The organism is Nonomuraea antri, assembly GCF_013283785.1.
GTDB lineage: Bacteria > Actinomycetota > Actinomycetes > Streptosporangiales > Streptosporangiaceae > Nonomuraea > Nonomuraea antri.
In genome coordinates this window covers 1-19580 of the sequence record NZ_JABCPZ010000211.1, presented here as the reverse complement: position 1 = coordinate 19580, position 19580 = coordinate 1, and the positions used below count along the sequence as shown (strand labels likewise).

The 19580-nt window shown below is 72.5% G+C and carries 14 protein-coding genes; 2 read left to right on the top strand and 12 right to left on the bottom strand.

Going from position 1 to position 19580, the window contains the following annotated elements:
- Positions 1-398: lamin tail domain-containing protein (locus HII36_RS43245; protein ID WP_173529162.1), on the top strand; the 398-nt coding region annotated here is incomplete at its 5' end.
- Between the two features lie 163 nt (positions 399-561).
- Positions 562-1140: a hypothetical protein gene (locus tag HII36_RS43240; protein WP_173529161.1), complete on the top strand. Its 579-nt coding sequence runs from the start codon at positions 562-564 to the stop codon at positions 1138-1140.
- Between the two features lie 39 nt (positions 1141-1179).
- On the opposite strand, the gene HII36_RS43235 is transcribed toward HII36_RS43240, so the two are convergent.
- The 12 genes from HII36_RS43235 to HII36_RS43180 form a co-directional block, all read right to left on the bottom strand.
- Positions 1180-1731, bottom strand: coding sequence for a hypothetical protein (locus HII36_RS43235; protein ID WP_173529160.1), 552 nt, complete (start codon positions 1729-1731; stop codon positions 1180-1182).
- Positions 1728-2423, bottom strand: coding sequence for a DUF3027 domain-containing protein (locus HII36_RS43230; RefSeq protein WP_173529159.1), 696 nt, complete (start codon positions 2421-2423; stop codon positions 1728-1730). The genes HII36_RS43235 and HII36_RS43230 overlap by 4 nt, the downstream gene beginning before the upstream one ends.
- Positions 2420-9076: a DUF5615 family PIN-like protein gene (locus HII36_RS43225; protein WP_173529158.1), complete on the bottom strand. Its 6657-nt coding sequence runs from the start codon at positions 9074-9076 to the stop codon at positions 2420-2422. The genes HII36_RS43230 and HII36_RS43225 overlap by 4 nt, the downstream gene beginning before the upstream one ends.
- Positions 9077-9438: 362 nt before the next feature.
- Positions 9439-10692 carry a phenylacetate--CoA ligase family protein gene (locus HII36_RS43220; protein WP_173529157.1) on the bottom strand — a complete coding sequence of 418 codons (1254 nt, stop codon included), beginning with the start codon at positions 10690-10692 and terminating at the stop codon, positions 9439-9441.
- Positions 10693-10711: 19 nt separating this feature from the next.
- Positions 10712-12028: an MFS transporter gene (locus tag HII36_RS43215; RefSeq protein ID WP_173529156.1), complete on the bottom strand. Its 1317-nt coding sequence runs from the start codon at positions 12026-12028 to the stop codon at positions 10712-10714.
- Entirely contained in the window at positions 12025-13521 is a 1497-nt protein-coding gene (locus HII36_RS58945; protein ID WP_173529155.1) for an FAD-dependent oxidoreductase, read from the bottom strand. Before HII36_RS58945 ends, HII36_RS43215 begins: the two co-directional genes overlap by 4 nt.
- The gene (locus HII36_RS43205; protein WP_173529163.1) at positions 13518-15554 is read right to left on the bottom strand and encodes a molybdopterin oxidoreductase family protein; all 2037 of its coding nucleotides are present in this window, start codon (positions 15552-15554) and stop codon (positions 13518-13520) included. Before HII36_RS43205 ends, HII36_RS58945 begins: the two co-directional genes overlap by 4 nt.
- A gap of 35 nt (positions 15555-15589) precedes the next feature.
- Positions 15590-15994: a hydroxyphenylacetyl-CoA thioesterase PaaI gene (paaI, locus tag HII36_RS43200; protein ID WP_173529154.1), complete on the bottom strand. Its 405-nt coding sequence runs from the start codon at positions 15992-15994 to the stop codon at positions 15590-15592.
- Positions 15991-16842, bottom strand: a complete 852-nt coding sequence (locus tag HII36_RS43195; RefSeq protein ID WP_173529153.1) for an SDR family NAD(P)-dependent oxidoreductase — start codon at positions 16840-16842, stop codon at positions 15991-15993. Before HII36_RS43195 ends, paaI begins: the two co-directional genes overlap by 4 nt.
- Positions 16839-18098 (bottom strand): MFS transporter, encoded by a 1260-nt coding sequence (locus HII36_RS43190; RefSeq protein WP_173529152.1) that lies wholly within the window; start codon positions 18096-18098, stop codon positions 16839-16841. The genes HII36_RS43195 and HII36_RS43190 overlap by 4 nt, the downstream gene beginning before the upstream one ends.
- Complete coding sequence (locus HII36_RS43185; protein ID WP_173529151.1) at positions 18095-19324, bottom strand: AMP-binding protein; 1230 nt, start codon at positions 19322-19324, stop codon at positions 18095-18097. The genes HII36_RS43190 and HII36_RS43185 overlap by 4 nt, the downstream gene beginning before the upstream one ends.
- A gap of 4 nt (positions 19325-19328) precedes the next feature.
- Positions 19329-19580, bottom strand: a 252-nt coding sequence (locus HII36_RS43180) for a hypothetical protein (protein WP_173529150.1), incomplete at its 5' end; no start/stop codon positions are given.

Below are 19580 nucleotides of genomic sequence, written 5' to 3'. Positions count from 1 at the left end.
CCGCGGCCCCCGCCCTCCAGATCACCAAGATCTACTACGATTCGCCCGGCTCCCCGGACCACGGCGCGAACAGCAGTCTCAACGGCGAGTACGCGCAGATCAGTAACACCTCCAGGAAGGCCGTCAGCCTCGAGGGCTGGACGCTCCGCGACAAGACGAGCCGCTCGGATCACGTCTACACCTTCGGCGCGTTCACCCTCGGCGCCGGAAAGACGGTCACCGTCCGCACCGGGAAGGGCAGGAACACCCGCACCACTCTGTACTGGGGCCGGAGCGGCGGGACGTTCGCCTACATCTGGAACCAGGTCAGGGACACCGCGTACCTGCGCGACCCGGCGGGCGCGCTGGTGGACTCCTGCTCGTACAACTCGTCGCGCTCCGCCTACAAGATCTGCTGACCTTCATCGGGCACGACAGCGGGCCCTAATGCCTCTGAACGGCTTGTGCGGGAGAAATCACGAGAAAGTTGGTTACCGGGGTATTCAGCCCACTCACCGTTATCGTCATGCAAAAGCACGGGGTTCGATAAACCCGCATCCCCACTCCGGTGAAGCCGCTGAAATGCCCGCACGCGCTCTGATCACCGTCATCGGCGCACTTCTCGCGCTGGTGTCGAGTTCCGGCTGCCCACGGGAACCACCTTCACCGCCCCCGAAGCCCACCGTCGACACCCGTGCCATCGTCGACGTCGGACCGTACTGGTGCGACGTCATCCCGCGGCAAGCGGTCCGCATCATCAGCGGACTCTCCCTACCCCTGACCGAGAGCACGTGGGGTGTTCCCACGACGCATGGCGGATGCTTGTTGCGGAACGGGTACACCCGCTTCTCCCTCTACTGGTCCGCCCGCGGCGGTGACCAGGCGCTGGATCTCGCCCTCGAGAACTTCGGCAGCCGCCGGCTCGCCGGCCTGCCGGCCGACCTCGGCGAAGGGTTGATCGCGTACACGGGAGAGAGCTCCGGGACGAACCCCTACGTCGTGTTCATGTTGTTCCGATGTGGCGACGAGCGCCCCTGGATGGGCATCGACTTCTCGGAAGCGGCGAAGGGGAGGAACGTGGTCGCGGACTCGATCGCCCTGCTCCGCATCGCCCGCCACCGGTACGGCGAAATCCATGAATGCACGGATAAGCCGGCGTAGCGCTCCCACGGGCGCCGGCTCTCGTCCGGCGATGGGCATTCAGCCGTACAACTCGTCCTCCGGCGGAAAGACCACGTGTTCGCCGGCCCGCTCCAGGAATCGCCACGCCTCCTTGCGGCCGGACACGACCGGGAACGCCTGCACCGTGAACTGGTGTTCCAGCTCGACGCGGAGGTCGCCGAGCGGCGTGACGTCCACCGCGATCACCGCGGGCCGGACCTCCGCGAAGGCCCGGTCCACGTGGTCGGCCATGAAGTCGTACATCGTGCGCTCGCCGCCGGCGGCCTGCGCGCCGCGGACGTCGGCCTCCCGCCAGGCGATGTCCCCCGAGCCCAGGATGATCCGGCCCTCGTAGGCGATGCGGAAAGGGCACTGCAGGTGGAGCGCGAAGGGCGTCCTGTCGTCCGCCGGTCGCTCCAGCGCGGCCTGGGACGGACGGTCGAACTCGACGATCCCCAGGTTGAGCGCCCGGCCCACGCCCACGGCCCGCAGGCCGAGGAGGACGCGGAGACCGGCCGCCGCTGCTTCAGGATCGGAGATCGGAGATCCTCCTTGAAGGCGTCGCAGGTCGCGGCTCGGCCGTAAAATCATGAGCCGTCGATCGCCTGGCGGCGCTCGGCGGCCATCCGCCTGACGCGCCTGGTGCGCCCCGCCTGGGCGAGGAGGTCCAGCGTCGCGAGGTCCGCAGTCGTCGCCGCCAGTCGTCGTTGCAGCCAGTCCGACCAGTCGCCGGGCACTCCGGACGGCCCGCCGGCCAAGGCGTCGAGATCCACGGCCCGCGACTCGGCACGTTCGCGGTCCGGCCCCGGCGGCGTGAGCTCGATCCACGGCCGGCGCTCGCTCGCGCCCACCGACTCCAGCGCGCGCAGGACCACGGCCAGCGCCAGTTCCCGGTCGGGCTCGTCGGCGAGGGCGTCGCGGAGCAGCGTCAGGCCGCGTTCGTCCAGGTCGTCCAGGGCGCGCAGGTACAGCCGCCACCGCCGCTGGGCGTCGTGGTCCTCCGGCGTGGACCACGCTCCCGCCTCCTGGAAAGCTTCACACCCGTCGTGCTCGAAACGCACCCTGCCGTCGAAGGGCGAGGCCGGGTTCGCGCACGCGCCGTAGTCGCGGCCCAGCTCCCCCGAGAGCGGCAGCCAGAACCGGCAACTGCCGCACTGCTCGTAATACCACTCCTCCCGATAATCGGGATCCTCGGTACGCCGATGCCGTTCCGCGACCCACCGCCGGTGGATCGCGGAAAGCTCGGCCTGGTCTGGGCCGGCACGGCCGGGAATGCCTGTCATTTGCCGGTGATGATCCTCAGGATCGCCGCGAAACTGCTGATCTTCGAGTTTATCTGGATCGCGTTCCTTCCGAACCCGCCGTCCATCTGCCGGCCGCGGTCCCGCGTCACCACCTTCGCGCCGAGCTGCTCGGCGAGCTGGGCGAGTTCGGGGTCCTTCGCGCCCTTGAGTCCCAGCTCCTGGACGCTCCGGGCGTCGAAGCCCTGCTTGCGCAGGAAGGCGGCCAAGCCGGGCGAGAGGTTCTCGTCGACGAGCAGCCGCACGCCCACCCCGCTGAAGCCGGCCTTCTTGGCCAGCGCCCGCTTCATCGCCGCCGCGAGGTCGCAGGTCGGGTTGTCGTTGTGGACCAGGACGTCGGTGCTCGCCGCCGCCACGTGGTAGGTGTGCGGGCCCGCGACGCTGAGGTTGTGGACGTCCTGCTGGGGGCTGGTCCACTTGGCCACCGCCGCGACCTGGACGTGCGTGCCGGCGCCGGTCCTGAGCCACATGCCGGGCGTCAGGCGGGTGGCGGCCACCCATGCCTTCAGGTCCGCCACCCAGAACGGGTGTTCGGCGGTGGCGATCACCACGCCCGGGCCGTCGTGGGTCCGGACCGAGACCCGCACCAGGTTCTTGACGCCTTCGCCGGTGATCAGGGCCAGGACGGGCTGGGCCGACCGTTCACCCGTCTCCGGATCGGTCGCCAGGACCTGATCGCCCACGTCGACGTCTTCGATGGGTTTGGTGGTTCCGTCGGCCATCACCACCAACGTGCCGGGGACGAAGCTGTTGCAGTCGCCCAGTTCCTTGGTCGCCGCGTCCCTGACTCGTTCGGCGATCTTGAGCTTGTCCTTCGCCGCGAGCCAGTTCTTGAAGGCGCTGATGGCGTCGCCCGCGTGCTTCCAGACGCGTTTGCCCAGCTCGTAGGCCTTCTTCCACTTCCAGGGAAGTGCGTACTTCACCGCGAGCTTGCCGGCCAGGCCGCCTGCCAGCGAGCCGAGGATGTTCAGCGCGGTCTCGCCGCAGGCTCCCAGGTCGCCGCTGGTGAAGCACTTGATGCCGGCGGTGATGCCCAGCTCGTCTGCCGCGATCTTCGCGATGGCCATCACGGCGTCGATGAGCGCTTTGAGCTGGCGCTGCACCTCGGCCTGGGCGGCGCGCAGCGCGGCGTCCGCCTCCTGCTTGCGCTTGACCTTGCACGCGACGCTCTTGGGCTTGGCGCACGGGTCGGCGGAGCCGGCGTCGTCGATCACCTTCAGCCCGGTGGGGTCGGAGGCGCCCACGGGGTTGTTGCCGGCGTAGGAGTAGGGGTTGGTCCATTGCGGTTTGGTCAGGTCCAGGAGCGGGTCCGTGGACACGAACTTGGCGATCGCCGGGTCGTAGTAGCGGGCCGACAGGTAGGTCAGGCCGGTGGACGCGTCCTCGGTCTTGCCGAGGAAGCCCCTGTCGGTGAACGGCAGATCGTCGCTGCCGCGCCGCTGGCCGTAGGGCAGGTAGCGCTCGCGGGAGATCTGGCCGGTGCTGTCGTTCACGGCGAGCTGCGTGGACCCGTGCATGCCCGAGGCGAGCCACTGGATGCCGGCCGAGGTCCGCATCGCGACCACGGCGCCGTCGGGGCCGGAGTAGTAGCGGGTGGTCTTGACGACGCCGCCGGTCGCCCGCACCTCCATGCCGCCGAGGTAGAGGGTGGACGAGCCGTCGGGGTCGCGGCGGATGAGCCGCTCGCCTTCGGCGTCGTAGACCATCGACGTCTCGGCGCCGTTGACGACGGCCTTGTCCATCTGCCCGAGGGCGTTCCAGGAGAAGGTGGACTGCTTGCCGTCGACCGTGCGGGCGACGAGCTGGCCGGCGTCGTCGTAGCCGTAGGTGTCGGTGCGGCCAGGACGGGTGATGGAGGTGACGGCGTTGGGCCGGGTCGCGGAGGCGCCCGCCGCCGCGTAGCCGTAGGTGGAGGTGACGCCGTTGTCGGTGACGGTCTTGAGGTTGCCGACCGCGTCGTAGGTGAACGACTGGTCGTACGGGTCGACGCCCTGGCCGTCACCGGCCGCGCAGGTGGCGTCGGCGGTGGTGAAGGCGGCGGTCAGCCGGTCGAGCCCGTCGTATCCGAAGCACTCGTACTGGCCGGCCGGGGTGTCGTGGATGCGGGTGAGCTGGCCGCCCTTGCTGTAGGTGAAGGTGTCGTCCTGGGCGACCTGCGAGCCGGCGGTCGTGGTGAGGCGGTTGAGCCAGCCGGTGCCCTCGTCCCAGGTGAAGGTGCGCTTGACCTGGGCGTTGGCGCCGTAGGAGCGCTCGTTCAGGCGGGCGGTGGCCGAGAACAGCGTCTCCTTGACGTAGGTGGTTCCGCCGGCGTAGTCGGAGGTGAGGTCCTCGACCAGGCCGAGGTCGGTGTAGCCGAAGGTGAGCGTCTCGGCCGCCAGGTCGCCCTTGCCCGGCATGCTCTGGCTGGTCAGGTTGCCGGCCGCGTCGTAGCTCGCGGTGAACGCGTAGTCGCCGGCCAGCGCTCCTTCGGTGGCCGGAATGCTCAGTTTGGTGCCGGTCGCCCGGTAGGAGTCGTCGTACGAGGTGATGGCGTCGGTGTAGGCGGCGGCGCCGACGTAGCGGGTGGCGGCGGTGGGTTGCCCCTTGGCGATGGAGTCGTAGGTCCACTCGGCGAGCTTGGTCCCCGTCTGCGGCTCGCCGGCCCACTGGCTGGTGCGCCGGCCCAGATCGTCGTGGACGGTGGAGATCTTCGCGCCGTTGCCGTCGATGGTCCAGACGGGCCGGCCCGCGGCGTCGTAGCCGTAGGTGGACGATCCCGCGTCGGGGTCCGTGGTCGCGGTGCGGCGGCTGAGCCAGTCGTAGGTGAACGTGCGGACGTTGCCGTTCGCGTCGGTGATCTTGGAGACGTTGCCCGCCGCGTCGTAGGTGTAGGTGGTGTCGTGGTGGGTGGCGCCGTCCTTCCACTCCTCGGTCCTGACGGTGCGGTCGAAGACGTCGGAGACGGTGACGGTCTTGCCGCCCACCGGCGGGGTCACCTCGATGCGGTCCAGGCCGGGGTAGGTGGTCGTGGTGCGGCGGAACTCGGCGGCCAGGTGGTGGTCGATGACCGCGGTCGGGCGTTCCATGCTGTCGTAGACGGTCCTGGTCCAGGACGGCAGGGCGGTCAGCGGCGGGTTCAGCAGGCCGCTGCCGGGGGCTTCGGTGTTGTGGACCGGCTGGGACGACGCGCTCTGCAGGCCCCGGGCGTCGTAGGTGGTCACCTGGACCACCCGGCCGCCGGCCGGCGATTCGGTCTGGGCCTCGCGGGGCCGGCCGAAGCCGTCCTCGTAGCTGTAGGTGGACAGATACGTCGTCCCGCGCAGCAGTTTGCGCATCGTGGTCCTGGCCGGGGCGGTGGGCTGGCCGAGGTTGCCGTCGAAGGGGATGTCGTAGTCGACGGTCGCGGTCGGCGTGCCCGGTGGCTGCCCGGGCTCCCAGAGCTTGGCCGCCCGCCCGAGCGCGTCGTAGCCGATCTCGGTGGTCTTGCCGTTGGCGTCGACCAGCTTGGTGGGCAGGCCGTTGCGGTGGGAGGAGAACGTGGTGACCACGTGGCCGAGCGGGTTCGTGACCTTCGCGCCCTGGTAGGGCCAGCCGACCGCGGGGGTGTAGGCGGTGGTGGTGACCTTGCCGAGGGCGTCGGTGGCGGTCAGGGCCCGGCCGTAGTCGTCGAAGGTGCCCTTGGTGACCGAGATCGACGTGGCGCCGGCGTAGGAGCGGGTCTCGGTGACGTTGCCGTCGGAGGGGGTGTTGGTGGCCGGGTCGGTGCCGCCGTCGTACAGGGTGACGGCCTTGCCGAGCAGGGCGCCGGTGGTGCAGCTGTCGCCGGCGCGCTTCTCGGCCACCGAGGGCAGGCTGGTGATGCCGTTGGCCGGGTTGCGGGCGTAGGTGACGCTGGTGCAGGTGTTGTCGCTGGTCACGGCGGTGTCGCCGTAGTCGTTGACGGTGGTCGGCTGGCCGTCGGCGTTGTAGGCGGTGCGCTGGTCGCTCCAGCGCCAGCCGCCGCCCGTCACCTGCTCGCGGGTGCGTTCCCTGGTGCGGTGGACGAACGCGGGATCCAGCGTGCCGGGCCCGGTGCCGGTGGCGGCGACCTGGTACTCGTACCGGGTGGACTCGGCCTCGGTGTAGGCGCGCGGCTCGGTGGCCGTCAGCTTCCAGGTCTGCTCCTGCAGCAGTTGACCTTGTAAGGCGTGCGCGTCGGTGACGTTGTTGCCTTCGAAGTCGGTGATCGTGCCGCCGGTGCCGCGGAAGAAGGTGTCGGAGGTGACGGTGTAGCCGTTCGGGTCGGAGCCGGAGCCGCGGGTGGTGCGGACCGTGGCGTAGCCGCGCCAGTCGCTGGCCGTCGGCGCCCATTCGGGCTGGGTGAACGACAGCCGGTTGACCCACAGCGGGCTGCCCACGTAGTCGTAGTTGGTGACCATGTCGGGCGAGCCGCCGACCAGGTCACGCTCGACCACCTTCAGCGCGAGCTGCTTGTAGAAGCGGCCCCAGCTCTCGTAGCCGGTCTCGGGGTTGGAGTCGTAGTCGACCCGGTAGCAGTCGCCGATCTGGTCGGTGAAGTAGTCGGTGCCGTCGCGGCCCTTGCCGCCGCCGCAGCGGTCGGACTGGCCGTAGGTGACCTCGATCCGGCCGCCCATGCCGTTGCCGATGCCGGCCACGCGCGGGACCATGCGCCAGGACAGGGAGTCGGTCCAGTCCGACCAGTTGTCGTAGAGCATCTTCCCGGCCACCATCGCCGCGTCGAACGCCACCGGCGGCAGCTTCTGCGGGGTGTTGCCGGCCAGGCCGGTCTGCTGCACGCTGTCCAGCCACAACACCGGGTCGTAGGCCGGGCCGAAGTCGGTGCGGGTGTAGATCCAGCGGTAGCGCAGGTCGAGACGGGTGTTCGGCTCCCACGCGCCGGTGGCCGGGTTGAGCGACTCGGTCAGCACCGAGTCCAGCTTGCGCGCGGTGTAGAAGGCGATCGCGTCGTTGGTGGCGCAGGTGGGGCCGCAGTTCAGGTCGGTGGGCACGTCCACGCCGCCGCGATCGGAGGTGGTGAACGTGGTGCGCGAAGTCGGCACGCTGCCCGCGACCTGCGTGTTGTGGCCGTAACTGATCTGCTTCAGGAACCCGCCCCGGTCGTACGGGAGCACCTTGTACGTCTCGTAGTCACAGCCGGGCATGCAGAAGTAGTTGGTCTCACGCTCGTAGGTGTAGTCGACGACGTTCTCGTTGGCGTCGATCGACTGGTCCAGGTTCCACCGCCACACCCCGGCGCAGGTGGGCGGGATCATGTCGTTGAAGTAGCGCTCCCAGCACGGCTCGCCCCGCTGGTTGGCGATGTACTGCAGCTGCCACTGGGCGTCCTTGGTGTAGCCGAAGCGGTGCACCTGCCCGTCGGAGGAGGTGACCTTCCAGTACGCCTGCCCGTCCGCGCCGCCGGCCACCTGCTCGACCTTCCACCCGAAGTCGGGCACCGTCTTCCACAGACCGGACGTGCGGTCCTTGACGATGGATGCCGACCGGCCGGCCAGGTGCAGCACCAGCTCGGACTGGGTGTAGTCCTTGGTGGTGATGTCGGTGGCGCGCTCGTCCGGGGACTCCCAGCAGACGGCGTGGCCCCAGGGGGCGTTCTCGTCGGCGTACCAGATCAGGTCGGAGGTGTCCGGGTCGTACTGGTTCCAGGCGGTGCAGCGCTTGTACTTGCGCTCGATGAACCCGGCCGACAGGCTCCAGCCGATGCCGACCGAGCCGGACTGGTTGTTGGTCCAGTGGCCCTCGCCGTCCACGGAGGAGGCGTCGTACTGCAGCGACAGGTTCGGCCCGTTGCCGACCGGGGACGGAGCCTCGGGCAGCGGGTAGTCGTAGGAGAAGCCGCCGCCGGAGGTGCCGGCCTGCCAGGTGCCCGACGGCTTGAGGTCGGTGGCGCCGAAGTTGCCGTCAGGGCCGGTCATCCCGGTGGCCAGCACGTACACCGAACCGGAGGTGAACGCCTGGGCCGCGCGGGCGTCGGCCTTGGCCGGGTTCTTGCCGGTCTGGCTCTTGGGCAGCGCGAGGGCGGCCGGCTTACCGGTGGCCGGGTCGGCGTCGATGTCGGCGGTCAGCGTGCCGGTCTTGACGTCGTTGTGTGCCTTGACCGGCTGCGGGCGCACCACGCAGTCACGCGGCCTGGGCGTGGACAGGGCGCACGCGGGCACGCGCAGGAGCTGCAGGCGGGTGGCGAAGTTGCCGCCGTGGGCGTCGCGGAAACCGGCGTAGGAGAACTGCGCGCGCACCTTCCCGGCGGTGTCGGCGCTCAGCCGGGCGGCGATGCCCACCCCGCCCAGCCGCTGCACCGCCTCCGGGGCCAGCGTCTCCACCTTCACCTTGCCCGGGTCGGCGGCGCCCTTGACCGTCCCGACCCGGACCGGCAGCCCGGCGGCCGGCACCGTCTTGTGGTCGGCCGGTGGATCGACCGTCGCGGTGCCGGGTCTCGGCCAGGCCGGGGCCCGCCGCTCGACCTTGGGCTGTGATTCCTCGGCGCCCTTGGCCACCTTCGGCTCGGGCACCTCGCGGCCGTCCACCGAGCGTTCCGGCTCCGGCGTCCCGACGGACGCCGAAGCCCTGCTCACCAACGTGTCGGGCACCGCGAGCCCGGACAGGAGAACCGCCGCCGTCACGCCGATGGCCAATGCCATCAATCGCATCCGCCGCCGCCACGCACGCATGTCGCCACCTCTTCAAGGCACGCTGACGCAGACCCCGGGAACGAGGCCGAATCGCGTCGAATAAGGACCTGATAAAGACGAGCAACCCGGATCGTGATCGACGATCTTCGCGGGGTCAACGGCCAATACGGCATCGGCGGCGTGACGGACGGTGTCCTTCCGGAATCGACCACGCGGCGCACTGCATGTCAGCTCCGTTGTGGTGTAACCGCTTTCCAGAATTTGTCGAGCGATGTGATCTGCATCACACGCCATTCTTGGAACGCTTCAGCCGCCTTTCCCCGGCCTCGCCGAAATGTTTCGTCCAGCATTCGGACACGGAATGACGACTGCTACTGCAGGCGCTCGTCGACCACGCGCAGCACCTTGCCGGTCCGCGGGTGCAGCATCAGATCCGACGGCCGCACCCACTCGATGGACAGCGGGTGGATGAGGCCGTCCGCCACGGACTGCGGGTAGGCCGGCCTGGCCGCGTAGACGGCGTCGATGAGCCGCCGGGTCAGCTCGTCCTGCGGCTCGGCCACCGTGGCCAGGCGCAGGATCAGGCCGTCCTTGCCGTCCCAGCGGCGCTGCACCATCTGCATCCCGGACATCGCCCGCTCCGGGTCGGCCGCGGCCAGCACCTCGCGGATGGCCTCGGTGGACATCGCCACCGTCTCCACCCTGGCGCCCTCGGACGTCCTGCCGACCAGCCGGAAGGCCCGGCAGTCCGCGTCGACCCACTCGGCCAGGTCGCCGACCGGGTAGCGGATGATCGGCATGAGCGTCCTGAACAGGTTCGTGACGATCACCCGGCCGGGCACGCCGGGCTCGGTGATCGGCTCGCCGGTCACCTCGTCGATCAGCTCGACCACGGTGCGGTCGGCGAACGCCTCGTGGACGCGTACGTCCTGGCCGGGCACCGGCGCGCCGATCAGCCCGGCGTCGTTCGAGGCGTAGCCGAGCGAGGAGATCGAGGCCGCGGGGAAGGCCTTGGCGAGCTGCGGCCGCAGGTCGTCGAAGAGCAGGTCGCCGGCGAACAGCAGCAGCTCCACCGTCTCGGCCGGCCGGCCGCGCTCGATCACCGCCTGCGCCACCTTGGCGAGCTTCATCGGCGGCCCCGCCAGCACGTGGACGCCGAAGACGCCGATGAGGTCGGCGACGTAGTCGTCGGGGGCGTGGCAGGCGACCGGCAGCCGGACGTTCTCCACCGGGGCGTTGTGCAGCGCGTGCTCGATGTAGAGGAACCCCCCGTACAGCTCGCCGGCCGAGAACAGGTTGGCCACCCGCTGTCCCGGCTTCAGCCCGGACCTGGCCAGCCCGGCGCCGAACGCCGTCACCGAGTCGGCGTGCTCGGAACGGGTCCACGGGGAGAACTTGGGCGCGCCGGTGGTGCCGCCCGAGGAGTAGATCCCGGCGTCGGTCAGCGGGCCGGTCAGCAGCCGGTTGTCCGGCCAGGCGTTGGCGGCCCAGAAGGCGTCCTGGTCGACGATCGGCAGCTGGGTGAGGTCGGCGGCGCCCTCGGGCACGTCCCGGTAGACCTCGGCGTAGAACGGCGAGTGACGGCGGGCGTGCTCGATGAGCGCGGACAGCGGTCTGGCGGGCATGTGCGTCTCTCCTTGATCGTCAGATCTGGTTGTGAGCGAGGCTGGGGACACGGGTCAGGACGGTGCGCCGGTAGAACCACCAGTTCACGGCCAGGAACACGGCGTAGCCGGCGAGGAAGGCGTACAGCGCGGGGTCGATGGAGCCGGTGCGCTCCAGCGCGGTGGCGAAGCCGCGCGGGATGAGGAAGCCGCCGAACGCGCCGACGGCGGAGGCGATGCCGATCGCCGCGGCGGCCTCGCGCCGGGCGCGCAGCCTGGCGTCGGCGTCGCCCCGCGCCGCCTGCGCCGCGAAGATCGCTGGGATCATCCGGTACGTGGACCCGTTGCCGATCCCCGCCGCCGTGAACAGCAGCCCGAACGCGGCCAGGAACAGCGGGAACGCGTGCTGGGCGAGCCCGGCGAGCGCGAGCAGGGCCCCGGCCGCCATGGCGTAGAAGGACCAGGCGGTGACCCGGGCCCCGCCGTGCCTGTCGGCCAGCCGCCCGCCCACCGGCCGCGCCAGCGAGCCGGCCAGCGGGCCGAGGAAGGCCAGGTAAGGCGCCGCGGACTCGGCGAAGACGGCGCTGACGACCAGCGGGAACGCCGCCGAGTAGCCGATGAACGAGCCGAAGGTGCCGATGTAGAGGAACGACATGACCCAGGTGTGCGCGCGCAGGAACGCCCGCCCCTGGACGCTGAAGTCGGTCCTGGCCACGGCCAGGTTGTCCATGAACAGGTACGCGCACAGGGCCGCGGCGAGGATCGGGACGACCCACACCAGCGCGGCGTTCACCAGCCCGGCCGTCACCACCAGCGGCACCAGCGCCTGCACCACGGCCACGCCGAGATTGCCGCCCGCCGCGTTCACGCCCAGCGCGAAACCCTTGTGCCGCTCGGGGTAGAAGTAGGACACGTTGGCCATGGACGAGGCGAAGTTGCCGCCGCCCAGCCCGGCCGTCGCCGCCGCGGCCAGGAACATCCAGTACGGCGTCGCGGGATCGGTCAGCAGCCAGGCCAGCAGGCCCACCGGCGCCAGGAGGAGCAGCGCGCTGGCCACGTTCCAGTTGCGGCCGCCGAACGCCGAGACCGCGAACGTGTAGGGCAGCCGCAGCGCGGCCCCGACCAGGTTCGGCACCGCCACCAGCCAGAACAGCTGGTCGACGGTGAACGTGAATCCGGCCTGGGGCAGGTGGACGACGATGCCGCTCCACAGCAGCCACACCGCGAAGCCGAGGTGCTCGACGAAGATGGACCAGATCAGGTTCCTGGTGGCCACGCGGCGGCCGGTGGCGGCCCAGAAGCGCGGGTCCTCCGGTTCCCAGTGGTCGATCCAGCGCCGGGTCCGGTGCGGGTTCATGGATCGCTCCCTTCGGCTGGTTCGTGCGGGCCTTCGGTCGGTGCTCCCCGGCGCAGGAGGCGGCGTACTTCGGGCAGGCAGTCGCCGCAGCCGGTGCCGGCCCTGGTGGCGGCCGCGCGTTCGGCCGGGTCGCCGTCCTCGCGGGCCGCGCGCTTCAGGTCCGCCCTGGTCACCGCGTTGCAGCGGCAGACCAGCGCCGTCTCGGGCGGCTCCGCGGCGACGGGTGGCGGCAGGGCCCGGCCGAGCAGCAGCGCGGTCCTGTCCGCGGGGGCGGGACGGTCGCCGTCGTACAGCTCGACGAGCCGCGCGGCGGCGTCCGGCAGGCCCAGCGAGACGCCGCCGATCACGCGGTCGCCGCCGGACAGCGTGAGCTTGGCGTAGACGCCCCTGGCGGGGTCGGCGAAGGCCAGCACCTCGACCCCGGCGCGGGTGTCGTGCGGGTTCAGGCGGATCTCGCCGAACGCGGTGAGGTCGACGGGGCCGGCGCGCAGCCGGGTGACCGCCGGTTCCGGCCGGTAGCGCGCCGCCGGGTCGGCCCCGGTGAGCAGGTCGGCCAGCACCTCCGCCTGCCGCCACGCGGGCCGCGCCAGCCCGGCCGGCGGCCGTCCCGGCTGGGCGCAGTCGCCGATGGCGTGCACGCGGGGGTCGGTGGTGCGCAGCCGGTCGTCCACCACGATCCCGGCGTCCGTCGTGAGCCCGGCGCGGGCGGCGAGCTCGACGCCGGGCCTGGTCCCGGCGGTCACCACGGTCAGCGCGGCGGGCACGAACGAGCCGTCGTCGAGCTTGACGCCCTCGCCCGGGTAGTAGCGCACCGCGCTCTGCCCGGTGAGCGTGCGCACCCCGGCCGCCCGGCACAGCCCGGCCAGGGTGGCCCCGGCCATCGGGTCGAGCTGACGTTCCATCAGGTGGCCCGCCGGGTGGACCAGGGTGACCCGGGCGCCGCGTCCGGCCAGGCCGAGCGCGGTCTCCACGCCGAGCACCCCGCCGCCGAGCACGGCCAGCGGCACGCCCGGCCCGGCCTGGCGTTCGATGCGCAGGCAGTCGTCCAGGTCGCGCAGGGTGGCCACGCCGGCGGCCGGCTCGCCCCTGTCGCCGGTCAGCCCTTCGACCGGGGGCAGCCATGGCCGCGCGCCGGTGGCCAGGACCAGCGTGTCGTAGCCGACCGTGGCACCGCCGGCCAGCACGATCGTGCGGGCCGCCAGGTCCAGGCGGACGGCGGGCGCGCCGAGCCGGAGCGTGACGTGGTGGCGGGCCGCCCAGTCGCGGTCGTGCAGCCGGGTGTCGGCGGCGGTCAACGTGCCGGCCAGCACGCCCGACAGCAGCACCCGGTTGTAGGCGGGCCCGGGCTCGGCGCCGACGACGGTGAGCGACACGCGCTCGCCGCCGGGGTCGCGTTCGCGGATCCGCTCGGCCAGCCGCGCCCCGGCCAGGCCGTACCCCACGATCACCACCCGCCGGGGAGCCTGGCGCCCGCCGGGCGGGCGGGCGTTCACGCGGGTTCCCCGTTCGCCGGGGTCAGCCGGACCGCGCACGACTTGAACGCGGGCATCCCGCTGACCGGGTCCAGCGCCGGGTCGCTCATCAGGTTGGCCCGTTCCGCGCCGGGGAAGTGGAACGGCACGAACACGGTGTCCGGCCTGATCCCTGGCACGCAGCGCACCAGGACCTCGACCGCGCCCCGGCGCGACACGACGCGCGCCCTGTCGCCGTCGGCGAGCCCGGCGCGGCGGGCGGTGTCCGGGTGCACCTCCACGTGCGCCCCGGACGCCGCCCGCACCAGCTCGGGCACCCGGCGGGTCTGCGCGCCCGACTGGTAGTGGGCCAGCACGCGCCCGGTGGTGGCGTACAGGGGGTAGTCGGCGTCGGGCGGCTCGGTGACGTCGCGGTGGTCGACCGGCGCGAACCTGGCCCGGCCGCCGGGGCGGGCGAAGCCGTCCAGGAAGAGGCGGGGCGTGCCGGGGTGGCGGGCGCCGGGGCAGGGCCAGTGCAGGGCCTCGCCGTCGCGGAGCCGGTCGTGGGCGATGCCGGCGTAGTCGGCGGGGCCGCCGGACGAGGCGCGGCCCAGCTCGGCGAACACCTCCTCCGGGTCGTCGGGGAACGCGGCGGCGTCCTGCCCGAGCCGCACCGCCAGCCCGCGCAGGACGGACAGGTCCGAGCGGACGCCCGGCGGGGCGGCGAGCGCGCGCCGGCGCAGCAGCACCCGGCCCTCCAGGTTGGTCATCGTGCCGTCCTCCTCGGCCCACTGGGTGACGGGCAGCACCACGTCGGCCCGCAGCGCGGTCTCCGACGGCACGACGTCGCAGACCACCAGCAGGTCGAGCGCGTCCAGCCGGTCGGCCACGTGACCGGCGTGCGGCGCGGACACCACGGGGTTGCTGCCGAACACCAGCAGCGCGCGCGGCCCCGACGCGGTGCCGAGCGCGTCCAGCAGCTCGTACGCCGACCGCCCGGCCCCGGGCAGTTCCTCGGCCGGCACGCCCCAGACGGCGGCGACGTGCCGGCGCGCGTCCTGGTCGTCGATGCGCCGGTAGCCGGGAAGCTGGTCGGCCTTCTGCCCGTGCTCGCGGCCGCCCTGCCCGTTGCCCTGGCCGGTCAGGCAGCCGTAGCCGGAGCCCGGCCGCCCGGGCAGGCCCAGGGCCAGGGCCAGGTTGATCCACGCCGACACCATGTCCACGCCGCCGGCGTGCTGCTCGGTGCCGCGGCCGGTCAGCACGTACGCGCGCCCGGCCCCGGCCAGCAGCCCGGCGGCGGCCCGCTGGTCGGCGGCGGGCACGCCGGTGACGCGTTCGGCCTCCTGCGGCCGCCACCTGGCGGCGATGCGCCAGGCCGCGGCGAACCCCTCGGTCCGCGCGCCGACGTAGCCGCGCCGCAGGTGGCCGCCGGCGACGACGGCGTGCAGCAGGCCGAGCGCCAGCGCCAGGTCGGTGCCCGGCCGCGGGGCCAGGTGCAGCGCGGCCAGGTCCGCGGTGGCGGTGCGGCGCGGGTCCACCACGATGAGCCCGCCGCGGTCCCTGGCCCGGCGCAGGTGCCTGACCAGGGGCGGCATCGTCTCGGCGACGTTGGCCCCGGCCAGCAGGATCGCGTCGGCGCCGGCCAGGTCGGTGACGGGGAACGGCAGCCCCCGGTCGAGCCCGAACGCCCTGAGCCCGGCCGCGGCGGCCGACGACATACAGAACCTGCCGTTGTAGTCGATCTGCGAGGTGCGCAGGGCGACCCGGGCGAACTTGCCCAGCAGGTACGCCTTCTCGTTGGTGAGCCCGCCGCCGCCGAACACGGCGACCGCGTCTCGGCCGTGTTCCTCCTGGACGCGCCGGACGCGCGCGGCCACCAGGTCCAGGGCCTCGTCCCAGGTCGCCGGGCGCAGCGGGGCGTCGCGGCGGTCGCGGACGAGCGGGGTGCGCAGCCGGTCGGGCGCGTCCAGCAGTTCGGCCGCCGTCCAGCCCTTGCGGCACAGGCCGCCGGCGTTGACCGGGAAGTCGCGCGGCTCCACCAGGACCCCGCCGCCGGGGCGTGGCGTCAGCGTCATCCCGCACTGCAGCGCGCAGTACGGGCAGTGCGTCTTCACGTCCCGGCCTCGGGCGCGCGTTCCTGCGGGCGGCCGGACACGGTGACGCTCTGGCCGCGGAACTCCGCGACGATCTCCCCGGCCGGGCCGTGCACGGTGACGTCGTAGACGCCGTTCCTGCCGTACCTGGCGCGTTCGACGGCCTCGGCGACCAGCTCGTCGCCCGCCGCGACCGGGCGCAGGAACGTCATCTGCGCGCTGTGCGCCAGCGTGACGGGCCCGCGGGCGTTGGACGCGTACGCGAACGCGGCGTCGGCCAGCAGGAACAGGTAGCCGCCGTGGGCGATGCCGTGGCCGTTCAGCATCTCCCCGGTGACGCGCATCCGCAGTCTGGCGTGGCCGGCGGTCACGCTCTCCAGGCTGATGCCGAGCGAGCGGCAGGCGGGGTCGGCCACCTTCATGCCGGTGCTCCGATCCAGGTCCTGGCCAGGGTCTGGACGGCCGCGCCCGCCGGGTCGGCGAGCTTGGGCGCCAGGTAGTCGCGCACCCAGGCGCTGGTCGGGATGCGGAACGGCGGCGACTCGGCGGTCAGCGCGTGCACGATGACCTCGGCCACCTCCGCCCTGGACTGTCCGGCGCCCTCCCAGCCCTGGCCGCGCACCCAGTCGATGTAGTCGCCGAACGTGCGCGCGTAGGGGCCGGAGGCGGCGCGGATGGTCTCCCGATTGATGTCCGGAAAAATCCCGAACTGGGTGTCGGGGACGAAGCCGGGCACCACCACGCTCACCTTCACCCCGTGCGCCGCCGCGACCGGGGCCAGGCTCTCCATGAAACCCTCGACGGCGAACTTGGCCGCCGCGTACGCCTCGTTGAACGGCTGCCCGACCAGCCCGTGCACGCTGCCCACCGTGATCAGACGGCCCCGGCTGGCCCGCAGCAGCGGCATCGCCACCCGGCTGACCGCGACCACGCCGAAGAAGTTCACCTCCAGGTTGGCCCGCAGGTCGTCCATGGTGGACATCTCCATGGTCGGGTCGAAGTTGGCCACGCCGGCGTTGTTGACCAGCGCGTCCAGCCGCCCGTAGGCCACGCGCACGTACCGCAGGCAGGCCGCGGCCGAGGCGGGGTCGGTGACGTCGAGCCGGCGCACGTCCACCGTGACCCCGGCCCGCGCGGCGGCCTCGCGCAGCTCGCCGTCCCTGCCGGTGTCGCGCATGGTGGCCACCACGGTGAACCCGGCCCTGGCCGCCGCGACGGCGGTGGCCAGCCCGATGCCCGACGACGTGCCCGTGATCAGCACGGTGCTCATGACGCGCTCCCCGCCAGCTGCCCGCGCTCGGCCCGGTCGAGCAGCGGCTGGATCCCGGACGCGGGCAGGAACGAGAACGCGGCCAGCAGCGTGCCGCCGACCATCACCGTCCTGGCCGCGTCGAGCACGCCGAGGCCGGGGGTCAGCAGGGTGACCAGCGTGCCGCCGACGAGCGCGGCCAGCGGGATGACGCCCCACGTGGCGGTGCGGAACGCGGCGTGCATGACGCCCTGGTTCTCCTGCGACATCCTGGACTGCCTGATGGGGGCGCTGCAGACGTTGATGCACGACATGAAGAAGCCGTAGCAGGCGAACGTCACGCCGATCACCGGGGCGGCCGGCAGCGCGGGCGCGGCCAGGATGCCCAGCCCGACCAGGCAGTGGCAGAGCAGCCCCCAGGCCATGGTGCGGCCGAGACCCAGCCGGTCGCTGATCTTGGGTGCGACCAGCGCGCCGAGGAACGCGCCGCCGGCCGCCGCCGACATCGCCGCGCCGAACAGGCCGACCGAGACGCCGAGCCCCTGGTAGGCCAGCACCGGCAGGACGGTGACGAAGATCGGCCCGCCCGAGTTGAGCGTCACGGCGGCGATGACCACCCGGCGCAGCACCGGGTCGGCCCAGTTCAGCCGGAAGCCCAGGAGCAGCCGCGACCAGACCGAGCCCTGCTGGACCGAGGTGGTCCCCCACGGCCGCATGAAGCGGAAGCACGCGGCGGAGGCCAGGTAGCTGGCCGCGTCCACGATCAGCGCCGCCGCCCCGAACACGTGGTAGAGACCGGCCGCGATGGACGGCCCGGCCACCTCGGAGACCGTGCTGCTGCCCTCCAGCCTGGAGTAGGCCCGCACCAGCCGCTCCTGCGGGACGGTGGCGGGCACCGCGACCAGGTAGCCGACGTTGAAGAAGATCGTCGCCGCGCTGATCAGCGTCACGCAGGCGAACAGCAGCGGCGTGGACAACACCCCGAGCCAGTACGCCAGCGGGATCGCCGCCACCGCGACCAGCCGGACGAAGTCGCAGGCCAGCATGGTCACGCGCTTGTCCCACCGGTCCACGAGCACGCCGGCAACCGGGCCGAGCAGCGGGATGCCGAGGTACTGCGCCATGGCCACGATGCCGACCTCCAGCGCGGAGGCGTCCAGCACGAAGATCATCATGGTGGGGACCACGAACACCGTGATCCGGTCGCCGACCAGGCTCACCGTCTGGCCGGCCCAGAACAGGTTGAACTGCCGGCCCAGGGACGCGGGTAACCTCACGGCTCGTCCCTCACCACGAGGCCGGCGGTCTTGCCGGTGCGCTCGTTGCTGATCAGCGCGTCGGCGGTCACGACGCGGAACGACTCCGGGTCGTGCTGGAAGGCCGTGCTCAGCGTGAACGTGGCGGACATGAGCTCCCTGCGCAGCCCTTCGGCCAGGCCGGGCGGGGCGTCCTGGCCGGTCAGCAGCAGAACGTCGACGGTGGCCACGCGGCCGCGCCGCTGGGTGACGACGACCTGCGCCCGTGTGACGCCCGGCTCGCGCTCGGCCCGGGCGAGCAGGTCGTCCACGTGCAGGCCGAGTCCGCGCACCTGCACTACCGAGTCCCTGCGGCCGAGCACGCGCAGCGTCCGGCCGGGGCGGCCGCACGGGCAGGCGGTGAACTCCCCGGCGTCGCCGGTGCGGTAGCGCAGCACCGGGTTGAGCATGTCCGGGTTGAGCGTGGTGAAGTCCATCAGTCCGTCGGCGTCCAGGTGCACGAGCTGGTCGGGCAGCAGGTGGAAGACGTCGGCCGGGCACCGCGGGGTGTTGGTGCCGGCCACCCAGGTCTCGGTGCTGCCGAACATGCCCCAGCGGCGCGCGTCCGGCGCCACCTCGGCCAGGTCCTCGTCGAGCTGCGGGTGCCAGGCCTCGCCGAGCCAGAGCACCTTGCGCAGCGCGGGCAGGCGTATCCCGTGCTCGCGGGCGTGCGCGAACCACAGCCGCAGCACGCTCGGGGTGCCGCCGAACGCGGTCACCTCCCGGTCGGCGCAGAAGCCCAGCCAGTCGCCGTACTCGTCCTTGGTGACCGAGCCGAGCGCGATGACCTGGCAGCCGGACAGGTCGGCGAACGCGGCGGCCAGGAAGTGCGCGCCCCACATGCGGCCGGCGCCCCAGGCGTTGACGAAGACGTCGTCGCGCTCCAGCGGCTGCCAGTGCGCGTGCACGCCGTCCATGTAGAAGCCGGTGGGCGCGTAACCGACCTTGGGCGCGCCGGTGCTGCCGCCGCTCTGGAACAGCCAGGTGGCGCCGTGCTCGGCGGCCGGGCGCAGGTGGGCCAGCGCCACGTTCAGGTCGTCCTTGACCAGCGGGGGCAGCGCGGCCAGGTCCTCCAGCGTGAGGACCTTCTCGTGCCCGGCGTAGCGCGGCGCGAGCGCGGGCACGCTCTTGAGCAGGTCCAGCGCGCGGCGCGGCACGCGCAGGTGCGGCTCGGCCGCCTCGGGGGGCAGCGAGAACGATTCGATCATGTCGTCACCAGCTCTCGATGGTCGGGATGGCGGCTCCTGCGGCCAGCCAGCGGGCGTGGCCGTCGCGGTAGGCGATCCAGCGGGCCCGCGTGACGTCCCGCTGCAGCGTCCTGGCCGGGTCGCCCCAGTCGGGCGCGATCACGCCGTCGGGCTCCAGCTCGGAGAACCAGTACCGCTCGCCGTCGAACAGGAAGTCGGCGCAGAAGAACGGGATGGGCAGCTTCTCGTAGAAGTAGGCGGTGGCCCTGGCCAGCTC

What these genes read in the sequence shown, in the direction of transcription:
- HII36_RS43240 (WP_173529161.1), top strand. Translation starts at nt 562, where the DNA reads ATGCCCGCACGCGCTCTGATCACCGTCATCGGCGCACTTCTCGCGCTG.
- HII36_RS43235 (WP_173529160.1), bottom strand. Translation starts at nt 1,731, where the DNA reads ATGATTTTACGGCCGAGCCGCGACCTGCGACGCCTTCAAGGAGGATCT.
- HII36_RS43230 (WP_173529159.1), bottom strand. Translation starts at nt 2,423, where the DNA reads ATGACAGGCATTCCCGGCCGTGCCGGCCCAGACCAGGCCGAGCTTTCC.
- HII36_RS43225 (WP_173529158.1), bottom strand. Translation starts at nt 9,076, where the DNA reads ATGGCATTGGCCATCGGCGTGACGGCGGCGGTTCTCCTGTCCGGGCTC.
- HII36_RS43220 (WP_173529157.1), bottom strand. Translation starts at nt 10,692, where the DNA reads ATGCCCGCCAGACCGCTGTCCGCGCTCATCGAGCACGCCCGCCGTCAC.
- HII36_RS43215 (WP_173529156.1), bottom strand. Translation starts at nt 12,028, where the DNA reads ATGAACCCGCACCGGACCCGGCGCTGGATCGACCACTGGGAACCGGAG.
- HII36_RS43205 (WP_173529163.1), bottom strand. Translation starts at nt 15,554, where the DNA reads ATGACGCTGACGCCACGCCCCGGCGGCGGGGTCCTGGTGGAGCCGCGC.
- paaI (WP_173529154.1), bottom strand. Translation starts at nt 15,994, where the DNA reads ATGAAGGTGGCCGACCCCGCCTGCCGCTCGCTCGGCATCAGCCTGGAG.
- HII36_RS43195 (WP_173529153.1), bottom strand. Translation starts at nt 16,842, where the DNA reads ATGAGCACCGTGCTGATCACGGGCACGTCGTCGGGCATCGGGCTGGCC.
- HII36_RS43185 (WP_173529151.1), bottom strand. Translation starts at nt 19,324, where the DNA reads ATGATCGAATCGTTCTCGCTGCCCCCCGAGGCGGCCGAGCCGCACCTG.